This window comes from Rhizobium sp. BR 315 (assembly GCF_050577975.1).
In the GTDB taxonomy this organism is placed as follows: domain Bacteria; phylum Pseudomonadota; class Alphaproteobacteria; order Rhizobiales; family Rhizobiaceae; genus Rhizobium; species Rhizobium miluonense.
On record NZ_JARWKZ010000007.1, the window covers coordinates 128,242 to 141,836 of the forward strand.

Consider the following 13,595-nt stretch of genomic DNA (forward strand, 5'->3'; position numbering starts at 1 on the left):
TGCGGTCGGCTTAGCCGCCGAGTTTCTGGATTGCGTGCGGCTTGGTGGCGAAGGCGACGTTCTTGGTTTCCATGTAGAAATCGAAGGACCAGTCGCCGCCGTCGCGGCCGATGCCGGAATTCTTGACCCCACCGAAAGGGGTCGGCAGATGGCGCAGGTTTTCCGAATTCACCCAGATCATCCCGGCTTCGAGATGATCGGTGAAACGGAATGCGCGGGTGACGTCGGAGGTCCAGAGATAGCCGGTCAGGCCGTACTGGACATCGTTGGCGAGGGCGAGCGCATCGGCTTCGTCCTTGAAGGGAATGGCTGTTAGTACCGGCCCGAAGATTTCTTCCTGGGCGATGCGCATCTTGTTGTTGGCGCCGGTAAAGAGGGTCGGGGAGACATAGCAACCGCCGCCCGGGCCATTGACCTTCTCGCCGCCGGCGGCAAGCGTTGCACCCTCGGACCTGCCGATCTGGATATATTCCAGCACCTTCTTCTCGTGCACGGGATGGACGAGCGGGCCGACGACCGTTTCCGGATCCAGCGGATGGCCAACCTTGATGCGCTTGGCCTTCTCGGCGACGATCGCGGTGAACTTGTCGTAGACGCTTTCCTCGACCAGCAGGCGCGAGGAGGAGGTGCAGCGTTCGCCATTCAGCGAGTAGATCATGAAGACGGCAGCATCGGCCGCGCGCTCAAGATCGGCATCGGCAAAGACGACGACCGGGTTCTTGCCGCCAAGTTCGAAATGCACGCGCTTCAGCGTGTCGGCGCCTTGCTTCATGATCATCGAACCGGTGCGGCTTTCGCCAACGAAGCCGATGGCCTTGATCAAAGGATGTTCCGTCAGTGCACGGCCGGCATCCTCACCGAAGCCGTTGACGAGATTCCATACGCCCTTCGGCAGGCCGGCTTCCTCGGCGATTTCCACCAGCAGCCGCGCCGTCAGCGGCGAGAATTCGGCCGGCTTGTGGACGATGGTGCATCCGGCGGCAAGTGCCGGCGCGATCTTCCAGGTCGACAGCATGAAAGGCGTGTTCCAGGGCGTGATGATCCCGACCGGGCCGATCGGAACGCGTGTCGTCACGTTCACCTGGCCTTCGGCGCGCAGCGTCTTGCCGTCGCGGGCTTCGGGGGCCCGGTCGGCGAAGAAGCGAAAGTTCTCGGCGCCGCGCAATGCGGCCTTGGCCATGAATTTCAGCGACTGTCCGGTGTCCATGCATTCGACGAAGGCGATCTCTTCGGCGCGTGCGACGATCGCGTCGGCTATCCTGTGCAGAAGCTTCTTGCGTGCGTCGCCGGGCATGGCAGCCCATTCGGCGAAAGCGGCCTTTGCAGCCTTGGCGGCGCGATCGATATCGGTCGCCTTGCCACGGGCAACAGTGGCCAGCGGCTTCAGATCGACCGGCGAAATGGTCTCGAAGGTCGAACCGTCGTCGGCAGGGACATCCTCGCCGTTGATGCGGTTGAGAACACCGCGTTCCTTGAACCGGGCCAGAAAGCTTTCGGCCTTTGCGATGTTTTCCTGCAATTTGGACATCGTCTATTTCCTTGATGTTATGTCGTCCCGTCGGGCGGGCGTGGTCACTTGCCGCGAAGCCGCGGATGGATGGCGTTCTTCTTCCAGCTGAGTTCCGCATCGATCTCGCGAATTTCCAGCGAGAGCGCGAAATGCGGCGTCTCGAAGAGGGGGCTTAGAACCTCGGTTGCTGCCGCAAAGATCGCTTCGCCGGTGCGCTTCTTTTCGTCAGCCGTGCGACCCTTGCCGATGCGGAAATTCAGATCGACGAAGGCGTTCTCTGGCAGCTTGTCTGCGATTGCGTAGTGATCGGCGCGGAAGGCCCGAACACGCACGGCGCCGGTCTCGAAAAGGCCGGTTTCCAGCACGGTCTTCAGCAGTCGTTCGCAAAGCGCGCCGATATCAGCGCGGCCTTCCAGATTGGCCGAATACTCGATGGCGAGATGTGGCATGCGTCCTCCCGATCCCTTAGTTACTTAACACGTTAATAAATTTCCGAGAGAAGTCAAGCGATGCTGCTCAGCTTTCTTGCCATCTCCAGACTTTCGTTGACGTAGCGAGCCAGGCGCGGGGCGGCGTTCGGAATTTCGGGCCGCTCGGCCAGCCATCCGATGTAGGAGAGGCTGCGCAGAACCATGAAGAGCGGCAGGAATTCCAGCGTGGCGTCGGTAAGCTCACGCTGGCTTCGATAGCCTGAAATCAGCGCCTTTTCGATTTCCGGATAGGCAGGTTCGTTGCGGTTCTTCAACAAGGTCGTTGCAAGATCGAAAAGACGGAAGCCATATCCGGCATCGTCGAAATCGATGAAGGCGACATCGCTTTCGTTGTCCGTGAGGAAGATGTTCTCGCGCACGAGATCAGCATGGATCAACCCATAGTCGAGGCCGCGCTCCCGCACCTTTTCAAGCGCCTGGCGCAGCTGGCCCCGCAATGCCGTCAGCGCCGCGGCGTCGCCGTGCGAGAGGCCCGGGCAATCCCAGAATCGCCCCCACAGCGGCTTTTCGCCAACGAGGCCCTCTACATCCCATGCCGGGCGGCGAAACCGCTCCGGCGGCGCCCAGGCATCGGCGAGATTATGCATGGCCGCCATCGAGCTACCGACGCGGAAGAAGATTTCCACCTGCTTCTCGGCCGATTGCGATAGCGGTGTGCCGCTCTGGCCGAGCGGCGCCCCGTCGATCCAGCTAACGATATCGGCGTGCTGCTCGGAAAATTGCCGGTTGGCCGGGAGCCGAACAAGGCTTTGCCTGTCGCTTGTGGGAATAGGGCTCGGCACGTTGAGGTCGCCGAGCCGGAGTGCGGCCATCAGATGCAGTTCCGAGCGCAGGCTCGTCTCGTCGTGATAGCCCGGACGATGCAGCCGCAGGGCGGCATACTGTCCGTCGTCGAGAGTGATGCGAAAGACGGCATTCTCCCGATATTTCATCAGTACCGGTTCGTGAGCCTGAACCGCCCAATGGTTGAGCGCCTCTAGCGCTCGCTTCTGCAGGGCATCCCGTATGGCCTGCGGCAATTCGTCAGCCATATCAGCCTCACAAGCCCGACAGCACGTCGTCGAAAATCGACAGCATGAAATCGGCATTCTCTGTGGTGAAGGGCATGGGCGGCCGGATTTTGGTCGCGCATTGATGAATGCCGATTTTGCCCATCAGCACCCCGCGCTCGCGCATTTCATTGACGATCCGGGTTGCCTGTGTCGGCGCGGGTTCCTTGGTCGCGCGGTCGAGTACGAATTCCGTCCCCATGAAGAGGCCGCTTCCGCGCACGTCGCCGATGATCGAATGCTTTTGCGCGAGCTTCTGGAAGGCAACGCGCGTGTATTCGCCGACCTTGCGGGCGTTTTCGATGAGGTTCTCATCTTCGATAACGTCCAGAACCGCCATCGCTGCCGCGCAGGAGACTGGATTGCCGCCGAAGGTGTTGAAGTAGCGGAACGCCTTGCGGAAGGCATTCACCGTATCGGCATTGGCAACGACGCCGCCGACCGGATGGCCGTTGGCCATCGGCTTGCCGAGGGTGACGATGTCGGGAACGATGCCGGCGTGTTGATGCCCCCAAATATGTGTGCCAGTGCGACCGAAACCGGGTTGCACCTCGTCGGTAATAACCAGACCGCCCGCCCGCCGTACGGCGGCGACCGTTTTGTCCAGGAAGCCCGGCGGCAGATCCGGGAAACCTTCGTTGGCGAAGAACGGATCGATGATGATGGCGGAAAAGCCGTGCGGGCTGTCCTGAAGTGAGGCGATCGCCTTCTCGACCTCTGCTGCGAAAGCTGTAGCAAAGGCGTCGCCGCCTTCGCCACCGAGCGGACGATAGCTGTCCGGTGCGGGTACATGCCGGACATGGCCACCGAAACCTCCGACCGGCGGCATGCGCGTCGACAATTGCGACACGGCGGTCGTATTGCCGTGGTAGGTGTGGTTGGTAGCGATGACGCCGGTCTTGCCGGTCATTGCCTGCGCCATGCGCAGCGCTACGTCGTTGGCTTCGCTGCCCGTGCAGGTCAGGATCGCGGCATTAAGGCTCTTGTCGAAAGTCGCCGTCAGCCGCTCGACATAGTTGAGAATGCCCTCGTGCAGATAGCGCGTGTGCGTGTTCAGCGTCGACGCCTGGCGCGTGATGGCCTCGACCACGCGCGGGTGGCAATGGCCGACATGTGGCACATTGTTGTAGCAATCGAGATACTTTCTCCCGTCGGCGTCCCAGAGCCAGACGCCTTCGCCGCGCACCAGATGGACCGGATCCTCATAGAAGAGCGACATGTTCCGGCCGAGAAGCCGCTCGCGCCGCGCGATGAGGACTGCGTTGTCGGACATGATCAGGCTCCCGCTGCAGAGAGGCCGGCATCGAGCGCGGTCAGGATGGTCTGGACATCCGCGGCCGTCACGATCAGCGGCGGCGACATGATGACATTGGCGCCGGAGGTGCGGACCATCACGCCGGCATCGTAAGTGGCATCATGGACCTTCTGGACGACGTCCTTGGCGGCCGCACTCTTCTTCGCACGGTCGCTGACGAGCTCGAGAGCGCACATCAGGCCCTTGCCGCGCACATCGCCGATCAGTTCATGCTTGTTCTGCAACGCCTTCAGGCCGGCCAGGAGCTCTTCGCCGCGGGCAGCGGCATTGAAAGCCACGTCGAGCCGCTTGGTTTCCTTCAAGGTAGCCAGCGCTGCGGCGGCGCCGACCGGGTGGCCGGAATAGGTGTAGCCATGGCCGATATTGCCGACCGAGTTCTTGTTGCTTTCGAAGACCTCGGCGACCTTGTCGGAGATCATGACGGCACCGAAGGGGAAATAGCCGTTGGTGATCGCCTTTGCCGTCGACATCATGTCCGGCTTGACGCCCCAGAGACGCGATCCGGTCCAGGCGCCGGTGCGGCCGAAAGCCGTGATGACCTCGTCGGCGATCAGCAGGATGCCATGGCGGTCGCAGATTTCGCGCATCAGCGGCAGGAAGGTTTCGTGCGGGACGATGACGCCGCCTGCGCCGAGCACCGGCTCGACGATCAGGGCCGCGATGGTGTCGGCACCCTGGAAGGCGATTTCATCCTCGAACAGCCTGCCGATCGCCGCTGCGATCTCTGCGCCATCGGTGATATTGAATGGGTTGCGATAGGGGAAGGGCGCGGGCAGGTGGATGACGCCCTGAAGCAGCGGCTCGTAGTTGCGGCGGAAATTCTGATTGCCGTTGACGGAGGCCCCGCCGAAATGCGTGCCGTGATAACCCTTCTTCAGCGCGACGAACTTGGTGCGCTCGGGCTGGCCGTTGACCTTATGGTACTGGCGCGCCAGCCGCAGGCAGGTCTCGACCGAATCCGAACCACCCGAGGTGAAGAAGGAACGGCTCAGACCGTCCGGCTTGAACCATTCGGCGAGTTCGTAGGAGAGCTCGATCAGCGGCGAGTTCGTCGTGCCGCGGAAGGTTGAGTAATAGGGCAGTTCGTCGAGCTGGTCGCGGATAGCCTTCTTCACCGGCTCGCAGGAGTAGCCGAGATTGACGTTCCAGAGACCGCCGACCGCATCGAGCACCTTCTTGCCCTGAATGTCGACGATCTCGACGCCTTCTCCGGCATTGACGATGCGCGGCGGATGCGCCTGCATTTCGGCCGGGTGAGCCATTGGGTGCCACAGGTGGCGGGCGTTGTTTTCAATGATGAAATTGGTTTCGCGCATGTCAAATTCCTCTTGGTTCAGAGTCCCAGCATCGCAAGTGCTTGGGCATAGCTTTCGGCGGGGCGGGTAACGTCGAAATGCACGTGAGGCAGTTTCACGGCTTCGGCGCCCTCGATGTTTTTCTTCTGGTCGTCGACGAAGACGCAGGCCTCGCGTGGCAGATCGAGCTCAGCAAGCACAAGCTCGTAGGAGCGGGGATCGGGCTTGAGGACCTTCGTGTAGGTGGCGTCGACGATGACATCGAAAAGGTCGATCAGCGGGAAACGCTCGCGAAACTCGACACCGTAGAAAAGATCCAGCTCGTTCGACAGGATCGCCAGCTTGAGCCCGGCTTCCTTGGCCCTTAGGATGGCATCGCGCGCTTCCGGGCGCAGCACCAGCTCGGGCTCGGCACCGCGTGCACGGCGCACGAATGTCTGCATGTCGGTCCAGGTCTCGCCGACCATTTTGCCGACTTCTCCGGCCCGCGTCAGCCAATAGTCGCGTTCGGTGATCTCGCGGTTCTGCATCGACACCCAGAGCGGATCCGTGGCTGTGTCAAACGGTCCGAGCCATGTCAGCGACCCCTTTGGAAGGCCGAGCGTACGTTCGGTAATATCGTGCGTCTCGAACAGCGTACGAGTGACGACGCCGCCGAAATCGAGGATAAGAGCGCGTTCCGATGTCATGGTCTTCCTTCCGGAATGACGCCTTCAGCTACCCATTGGTCGAAGACGGCGAGAGCGGCCGCTGAAAAAGCTGGAGAATTAATGTGGGCATCGACCTCTTCCAGGGCGACGGAAGGTGGCACGGCACGGCGCATTTCCTCCACGAAGGCGGCAAGCCCCTCCGGATCGTGCAGCGGTTCGTTCGGCTTGTCCCATTCCTGAATCCCTTCGGTCGGCAGCAGGAAGGCGACCTTCGCATCGGCGCTTGCGAGCTTGCGTCCGATCAGCCGGGCGACTTCCCGCCGCCCTTCGGGCGATGTCGTCACCGATCCGATCAACCGGTTATGCGCGTGATAGGGGCGCTCGGCGAAGATCTCCGGCAAGGGTCGCCATGCCTGAAGATCGACCATGTCGACGGCGCCGGGTGCGACGATCTGCGGAATGCCGGCGCGTCCGGCATTTTCGAGCCGGTCCGGTCCCGAGGTAACCACGGTGTCGTAGTGATGATTGCTGACTTCCTGAATGCAGAAGTCGAAGACGGCGGCAAAGCCCCCTTGCGAAGCGATCGCTTCGTAGGCCCGCCCGCCCATGCCGGTGGAATGGAACACGGCAACGTCATAGCCGCGCTTTTCCAGCTCGGGCCGCAGATGCTTCATATATTTCAGGCAGGACGAACCGAGCGAGGTCATGCCGATGAGCGGACGCTTGCGATCGGACTTGGTTCCATGCTTCGCCGCCCCAACGACGGCGCCGCAGGCCTGCGACAGGACCGAGCTGCAGATGCTGTTGAGGCCGTAAAGACCGCCGGCCCAGAGAATCATCATCAGGTCGGGCGCTATGCGTTCGGGCGGAATGAGGTGGGAATAGGCGATGGTCGAAACCACGAATTTCGGCACACCGAGCGGCAGGATGGCAGCGACGTCGAGCGCCAAATCGGTTCCCATGGAGCCGCCAAGGACGATGACCCCATCGACCAGCCCGTCATCGTAGAGACGTTTCGTCAGTGCGGCGGCACCCTTTGCCATGCCGGCCATGGCGCTGTTTTCATCGCCGCTTTCGGCGATCGCCTCAATCGTGGTCCCGGCGGCTTTTGCGATATCATGTCTGGAGTAATCTGGGACATAGGGCGGATCGCCGAGAATGCTGACATCGACCATGACCGGCTTGCCGCCAGCGTCCTCGATGACGGATGCCATGAATTGCAGTTCGTCGGATTTGGTGTCACCGGTTCCGATGACGAGAATTCTTGGCGAGGGAGCCGTTGGGCTCATCAATCTGTCCTCCTCATTTTGCAATGGTTCCCATGGGTCTTTCCGACCCGTAATATTTTTCTGAGATCGCATTGGCCGCGGCGACGGCCTGTGCGCCGAATTCGTGGATGGCAGCATTCGTGGTGCGCGAGAGCGGAGCGGCAATCGCCACACAGCCGATCGGATGGCCGCTCGGCGTGCGCACCGGCGCGGCCGTGCTGATAACGCCAGCCTCAAGGCCCTGATGACTGATGGAAAAGCCGCGTGCTGCCGTCTCTTTAAGCATGGCGCGCACTAGCTGCGGATCGGTGACGGTGTGGTCGGTAAATTTCTCGAGCGGCTTCTTTAGAGCTTCATCGATTCTTGTCTGCGGGCAGAAGGCCAGGAAAGCGACGCCGGACGCCGTGGCATGGAAGGGCAGGAGGCTGCCGACATCGACGATGATGCGGTGCGCGCGTGGCGAATCTTCCACGTGAATGGTCGAGAGCTGCCCACCTGAGAATTCAGAGAGATGCACGGTCTCGGTCGATGATTCGGCGAGCGTTTTGATGAAGGGAATGGCAATGCGCAGAAACGGGAAACGCGCTTCCCGGATGCGGGCGAGGCGAACCGGCGCCGATCCGATCCGATATCGGCGCGTATCTGGATCCTGCTCGACGAAACCGTGTTTCTCCAGCTCGACCAGAAAACGTCGTGCTGTTGCCTTGTCGAGCGCGCACAGGTTGGCGATGTCTGTCAGACCCGCCTCCTTATCCAGCCGTGACAGGGTATCCAGCAATGAAAGCGCCTTTCCGATCGTGCTCATCGTTCCTCCTCTTGGGTTGGTCAGCGTCTGTTTTGTGCGTCCAGCCGGAGCTTGCGTCAAATCAGCTCGTTGACCTTGCGCCGCAGCACGGTAGCGGCGACCCAAGATACTTAACATGCGAAATAACTTGACAGAGGCCGGGAATGTTTGCAAGTCTATATTTGAAGCTGAGGTTCAAATAATGAACCATAAGCGCTGATGGCGGCAAAATCAACAAAAGCTCAAGCCCCCGCTCGTCAGTCCGGTTCTGATGGAGGTCGTTTGCGGGAAATCGCAGCGACGATCGGATGCTCTCAACAAGGGGAACGAACGCAGATGAACACGCAAAATTCGCAAGGTGCGGCTGAGAATCAGCTGCGCAAAAACAGTCTCGGCGTCGGCGCCGTGACCTTCCTGGTCGTCTCGGCCGCAGCACCGCTAACGGCGGTTGCCGGTGGCGTGCCGCTATCGATGATGCTCGGCAACGGGCCTGGCATTCCGCTGACCTTTCTATTGGTGACGGGCATTTTGCTGCTTTTTGCGGTCGGCTATGTGGCCATGGCCCGCCATATCCGCAACGCCGGTGCTTTCTATGCCTATACGGCCCGGGGCCTCGGCGGTCTCATGGGCGGCGCCGCCGCTCTGATCGCCATTCTCGCCTATAACGCCATGCAGATCGGCGTTCTCGGGCTTTTCGGCGCGGCGACCAAGGGCTTCTTTGCCGAACAGCTTGGCCTGGACCTTCCCTGGTGGGTCTGGAGCTATATCGGCATCGCCTTCGTTGCCGTCTTCGGCTATCGCCGTGTCGACCTTTCTGCGAAGGTACTGACGGTGCTCGTCATTCTCGAATATCTCGTCGTCCTCGTCATCGATGGCGCGATCTTCGTCAAGGGCGGCGATGCCGGCCTTTCTGCCGCACCCTTCACGCCAACCGCCTTCTGGAGCGGAACGCCGGCAATCGGCCTCCTGTTCTGCTTTGCCGCCTTCATCGGTTTCGAAGCGACGACCATCTACAGCGAAGAAGCACGCGAGCCGCACAAGACCGTACCGCGCGCGACCTATATCTCGGTGCTGATCATCGGGCTCTTCTATATGCTGACCTCCTGGCTGATGGTGGCCGGGGCTGGCGTCGAGAAGCTCGTCCCCACCTTGCAGGGTCTTGCCGATCCGACTACGTTCCTCTTCGGACTTGCCGAGCGCTATGTCGGCCACTGGATCACCATCGTGATGAGTGTTCTCTTCATCACCAGCCTATTTGCCGGCATCCTCGCCTTCCACAATGGCGTCGCGCGCTACATGTATGTCGCCGGTCGCGAAGGCCTGCTGCCGAAATCGGTCGGCGTCACGCACCCGGTTTTCCAGAGCCCGCATGTCGGCTCGATCATTCAAACCGTTATTGCCGTGCTCGTCGTGGCGCTCTTTGCTGCGACCGGTCAAGATCCCGTGCTGGGGCTCTTCTCTTGGCTGACCAATGTAGCAACGCTGGCGATCATTCTGCTCATGGCCTTTACCGCCTTCGCAATCGTCATCTTCTTCAGCCGTAATCCTGGGCTTGAAAGCAACATGCTGGCGGTGAAGGTACTGCCGATCCTGACGGGGCTAATTCTTCTGGCGCTTGTCTATTATATCTCGGCGAATTTCGGCGCGATCGCCGGAGCGAATGGCGTGCTTGCCGTTCTGCTGCCGTGCCTCGTTCTGATCGCGGGGGTCATCGGCTTTGCCGCGGCGGCCCGTTTGAGATCGGCGGATGCCGATGGCTTTGCGCGCCTCGGCGCCGGACAGGAAGCCTAGAGCAATTCCAATCGCGGTGGCGGGCAAAACCCGCCACCCTTTTTGTGAGAAAATGAGATGCAGGATAAGATCGATCAGCTTCGGACGGTGTCCGTTTCCCCGCAATCGCTGTTCATCGGTGGCGCTTGGCAGCCGTCGGTTAGCGGCAGTGTCATAGACGTCATCTCGCCGATCGACGGAAAAAGGCTAACCACCATCGCCGACGCTGGCACCGAGGATGTCGATCTCGCCGTTAAGGCTGCCCGTGGTGCCTTCGAAAAGGGTAGCTGGTCGAAAGCGGCTCCCGCCGAGCGAAAAAAGGTTCTGCTGAAGATCGCCGAGCTGATCGAGAAGAATGCACTGGAACTCGCCGTGCTCGGCGTGCGCGACAACGGCACGGAAATCTCCATGGCCTTGAAGGCGGAGCCGGGCAGCGCTGCAGGCACCTTCCGTTACTATGCCGAGGCGATCGACAAGGTCTATGGCGAGATCGCGCCGACCGCAAACAACGTTCTTGGCCTTGTCCACCGCGAGCCAATCGGCGTCGTCGCTGCCATCGTGCCGTGGAACTTTCCGATGATGATCGGCGCCTGGAAGATCGCGCCGGCTCTTGCGGCCGGCAATTCCGTCGTGTTGAAGCCGGCTGAAGGCGCGTCGCTGACGCTGCTGCGGCTTGCCGAGCTTTGCGCCGAGGCGGGACTGCCCGAAGGGGTCTTCAATGTCGTCACCGGCCGCGGTGCCGTCAGCGGCGAGGCTCTCGGCCTGCACATGGATGTCGATGTCCTGGCCTTTACCGGCTCCGGTCCCATCGGGCGGCGGCTTCTGGAATATTCGGCGCGCTCGAATCTGAAGCGCGTCTATCTCGAACTCGGCGGCAAATCCCCGAACATCGTCTTTGCCGATGCGCCGGATCTGGATCAGGCTGCCAAGGTGTCGGCCTACGGCATATTCCGCAATTCCGGCCAGGTTTGTGTCGCCGGCTCCCGCCTGCTCGTCGAGAAATCAATCCACGAGGCATTTTCGGAAAAGGTCGCACGTATCGCCGATGCGATGAAGGTCGGCGATCCCCTGGATCTATCGACAGAAGCAGGCGCGATCTCCAGTGAGATACAGCTGAAGAAAGATCTCGGCTATGTCGGGCAAGCTCTATCCGAAGGCGCCTCCTTGCTCACCGGTGGTTCGCGCATCCTTGAGGAAACCGGCGGCTACTATATGCGGCCAGCCGTGTTTGACGTCACGCCGTCGATGACCTTGGCGCGCGAAGAGGTCTTCGGGCCGATTCTGTCGATCATTCCGTTCGAGACCGAGTCGGAAGCCCTGCGGATTGCCAATGCCACCGAATATGGCCTCGCTTCTGCCGTCTGGACGTCGAACTTGTCGCGTGCTCATCGGATGGTTCGCGGGATCCAGGCTGGCGTCGTGCATGTCAACACCTATGGCGGCGCCGACAACAGCGTGCCGCTGGGTGGCGTCAAGCAGTCGGGCAATGGCCATGACAAGTCGCTGCACGCGCTCGATAAATATGTCGATCTGAAAACGGCATGGATCCAGCTCTGACGCGGTGATCCCAAGCGAAAGACCAGCGCGAAAGTGCGCCGGTTGTCAACGTCTCCGAAGCATAGGCTTTACGAGCGACCGATATCTCGTGGGCGGAATTCTGAGGTTGGTTGCCCTGACGGTACTCACGTCAATATATTTAACGTGTGAACTATGTTGACAAACGCCAAGCCCTGCATCACTCTCAATATTTGAATAAATGGTTCAAATAATGAATCTAAGCGGGAACTTAACATGACGGCTTCGCTCGGCTTTGCCGATCTCATTCTTATCAATGGACGAATTTATACTGTGGAACCGAGCCGGCCCTGGGCCGAGGCTCTCGCCATCAAGAACGGCCACATCCTGGCCGTCGGCAATCGCGCTGACATCGAAGTGCTGAAGGGGCCGGAAACACGCGTTGTCGATCTCGCCGGCAAGATGGCGATGCCGGGTTTCATCGACGTCCACAATCACATCATGATGGGCGGTCAGGCCGAGCTGTTCGAAACCCAGATTCCTGCCGGCGCGTCGATCGAGGCGATCTGCGCTCACGTCCGCAGCCAGGTCGAGATCGTTCCGCAAGGGCAATGGATCGTCGGCAATCAATGGGGCGCCGATATGATTACGGCGATCAACAGCGAGGCTTCGCTCGAGAAGCTGGATGAGGCGAGCCTCGGGCATCCCGTTCTTCTGCGCGACGAGACCATGCACAACCGCTGGGTCAACAGCGAGGCGATGCGGCTTGCCGGCATTTCCAACAACCAGCCCGATCCGCCGCAAGGCTCCTTCGGCCGTGATCCCGTCACCGGCAGGCTGACCGGTTTGCTGGTCGAATCCGCCTCAGGTATCGTCGAGCGGACCGCAGCCGAGGCCTTCACCGAGGAAATGGGCGAGGCTGCTGTGGCCCGCGCCATCGAGGTCGTCAATTCCTACGGCGTGACCGCCTTCCAGGATGCCGCCTCCGTTCTGCCGATCCTCAAGGCACTTAAGAATCTGGATGTAAAGGGCAAGTTGACGGCCTGGGCCGTTACCTCGCTGCCGCTGATCGAGCCGAGCTTCATGTTCGGCCTTTCGGGCGACGCCTTGCTGGCGCTGCGCGACGAGTATCGCACCGAGCATGTGAAGCCGAATTTCACGAAAATCTTTCTGGATGGCGTTCCCGGCGCGCGCACGGCGGCTTTCCATGACGCCTATGTCGCGGATGCCGCACATCCGCATGGCTATCGCGGCGAAGTGTTGGTGAGCTATCCCGATCTCGTCCGCCAAATCGACAAGTCCGAAAAGCTGGGCATGGGGTTGAAGATCCACTGCGCGGGCGACTATTCCGTGACCGAAATGCTCGATGCGGTCGAAGCCGTCCGGCATTTCAACGGCCCGACGGACATCAAGCATCACATCGCTCATGCGAGCTATCTGCGCGACGAGGATATCAGCCGCTTCGCGGCACTCGGCGTCGTCGCCGATCTCTGCCCGATGATCTGGTATCCGACGACCTTCCTGGAAGGTCATAAGGAAGTGATGGGCGAGGAGCGGGCAACGCGTTTCTGGCCGATCGCGAGCATGAAGGCCACCGGCGCATTGCTGGCGGGCGGTTCCGATTGGCCCGTCATTCCGATCCCGGATCCGTGGAACGGGATTGAAGGCATGGTGACGCGGCAGAACCCGTCCGGCGCCTTCCCGGGTGTTTCGCTATGGGCGGAGCAAGCGATCAACCTCGCCTCGGCAATCGAAATCTACACGCTCAATTCGGCAAAGGCGATGCGGCTGGACGGGGAAACCGGCTCGCTTGTCGCCGGCAAGTTCGCAGACATCATCGTGCTTGATCAAAATGTCTTCGAAGTGCCGGCCGATCAAATCGCCGACACCAAGGTGCTCACCACATACTTCGCGGGCGAGCCGGTCTACCAGCGCTAGCTGGCGCGGC

Annotated in this window: 11 protein-coding genes; 3 read left to right on the forward strand and 8 right to left on the reverse strand. The window is 60.9% G+C overall.

Annotation, left to right across the window (positions count from 1 at the left end; genetic code table 11):
* Positions 1-10: 10 nt before the first annotated feature.
* From hpaE to QD409_RS10680, 8 genes are read right to left on the reverse strand one after another with little or no spacing between them, the layout of a single operon-like run.
* Positions 11-1,528 carry a 5-carboxymethyl-2-hydroxymuconate semialdehyde dehydrogenase gene (gene hpaE, locus QD409_RS10645; protein WP_092844546.1) on the reverse strand — a complete coding sequence of 506 codons (1,518 nt, stop codon included), beginning with the start codon at positions 1,526-1,528 and terminating at the stop codon, positions 11-13.
* A gap of 44 nt (positions 1,529-1,572) precedes the next feature.
* A complete protein-coding gene (locus QD409_RS10650; protein WP_430762686.1) occupies positions 1,573-1,959 on the reverse strand; it encodes a 5-carboxymethyl-2-hydroxymuconate Delta-isomerase in 387 nt (128 codons plus the stop codon).
* Between the two features lie 53 nt (positions 1,960-2,012).
* A complete protein-coding gene (locus QD409_RS10655; RefSeq protein ID WP_430762687.1) occupies positions 2,013-3,032 on the reverse strand; it encodes a homoserine kinase in 1,020 nt (339 codons plus the stop codon).
* Between the two features lie 7 nt (positions 3,033-3,039).
* Positions 3,040-4,323 (reverse strand): aspartate aminotransferase family protein, encoded by a 1,284-nt coding sequence (locus QD409_RS10660; protein WP_092844543.1) that lies wholly within the window; start codon positions 4,321-4,323, stop codon positions 3,040-3,042.
* A 2-nt stretch (positions 4,324-4,325) separates the two neighbouring features.
* Entirely contained in the window at positions 4,326-5,681 is a 1,356-nt protein-coding gene (locus QD409_RS10665; protein WP_430762688.1) for an aspartate aminotransferase family protein, read from the reverse strand.
* A gap of 17 nt (positions 5,682-5,698) precedes the next feature.
* Complete coding sequence (locus QD409_RS10670; RefSeq protein WP_430762689.1) at positions 5,699-6,349, reverse strand: HAD-IA family hydrolase; 651 nt, start codon at positions 6,347-6,349, stop codon at positions 5,699-5,701.
* On the reverse strand, positions 6,346-7,599 hold the full coding sequence (locus QD409_RS10675; protein WP_430762690.1) for a Tm-1-like ATP-binding domain-containing protein: 1,254 nt from the start codon (positions 7,597-7,599) through the stop codon (positions 6,346-6,348). Before QD409_RS10675 ends, QD409_RS10670 begins: the two co-directional genes overlap by 4 nt.
* Before the next feature lie 13 nt (positions 7,600-7,612).
* Positions 7,613-8,383 carry an IclR family transcriptional regulator gene (locus tag QD409_RS10680; RefSeq protein ID WP_430762742.1) on the reverse strand — a complete coding sequence of 257 codons (771 nt, stop codon included), beginning with the start codon at positions 8,381-8,383 and terminating at the stop codon, positions 7,613-7,615.
* Positions 8,384-8,698: 315 nt separating this feature from the next.
* Here QD409_RS10680 and QD409_RS10685 point away from each other — a divergent pair, with 315 nt between their 5' ends.
* The 3 genes from QD409_RS10685 (at position 8,699) to QD409_RS10695 (ending at position 13,585) form a co-directional block, all read left to right on the forward strand.
* Positions 8,699-10,153 carry an APC family permease gene (locus QD409_RS10685; RefSeq protein ID WP_430762691.1) on the forward strand — a complete coding sequence of 485 codons (1,455 nt, stop codon included), beginning with the start codon at positions 8,699-8,701 and terminating at the stop codon, positions 10,151-10,153.
* 57 nt (positions 10,154-10,210) lie between these two features.
* Entirely contained in the window at positions 10,211-11,689 is a 1,479-nt protein-coding gene (locus tag QD409_RS10690; RefSeq protein WP_430762692.1) for an aldehyde dehydrogenase, read from the forward strand.
* A 234-nt stretch (positions 11,690-11,923) separates the two neighbouring features.
* Positions 11,924-13,585, forward strand: coding sequence for an amidohydrolase (locus QD409_RS10695; protein ID WP_430762693.1), 1,662 nt, complete (start codon positions 11,924-11,926; stop codon positions 13,583-13,585).
* The last annotated feature ends 10 nt before the right edge of the window (positions 13,586-13,595 follow it).

What these genes read in the sequence shown, in the direction of transcription:
- QD409_RS10690 (WP_430762692.1), top strand. Translation starts at nt 10,211, where the DNA reads ATGCAGGATAAGATCGATCAGCTTCGGACGGTGTCCGTTTCCCCGCAA.
- QD409_RS10655 (WP_430762687.1), bottom strand. Translation starts at nt 3,032, where the DNA reads ATGGCTGACGAATTGCCGCAGGCCATACGGGATGCCCTGCAGAAGCGA.
- hpaE (WP_092844546.1), bottom strand. Translation starts at nt 1,528, where the DNA reads ATGTCCAAATTGCAGGAAAACATCGCAAAGGCCGAAAGCTTTCTGGCC.
- QD409_RS10680 (WP_430762742.1), bottom strand. Translation starts at nt 8,383, where the DNA reads ATGAGCACGATCGGAAAGGCGCTTTCATTGCTGGATACCCTGTCACGG.
- QD409_RS10660 (WP_092844543.1), bottom strand. Translation starts at nt 4,323, where the DNA reads ATGTCCGACAACGCAGTCCTCATCGCGCGGCGCGAGCGGCTTCTCGGC.
- QD409_RS10670 (WP_430762689.1), bottom strand. Translation starts at nt 6,349, where the DNA reads ATGACATCGGAACGCGCTCTTATCCTCGATTTCGGCGGCGTCGTCACT.
- QD409_RS10695 (WP_430762693.1), top strand. Translation starts at nt 11,924, where the DNA reads ATGACGGCTTCGCTCGGCTTTGCCGATCTCATTCTTATCAATGGACGA.
- QD409_RS10675 (WP_430762690.1), bottom strand. Translation starts at nt 7,599, where the DNA reads ATGAGCCCAACGGCTCCCTCGCCAAGAATTCTCGTCATCGGAACCGGT.
- QD409_RS10685 (WP_430762691.1), top strand. Translation starts at nt 8,699, where the DNA reads ATGAACACGCAAAATTCGCAAGGTGCGGCTGAGAATCAGCTGCGCAAA.
- QD409_RS10665 (WP_430762688.1), bottom strand. Translation starts at nt 5,681, where the DNA reads ATGCGCGAAACCAATTTCATCATTGAAAACAACGCCCGCCACCTGTGG.
- QD409_RS10650 (WP_430762686.1), bottom strand. Translation starts at nt 1,959, where the DNA reads ATGCCACATCTCGCCATCGAGTATTCGGCCAATCTGGAAGGCCGCGCT.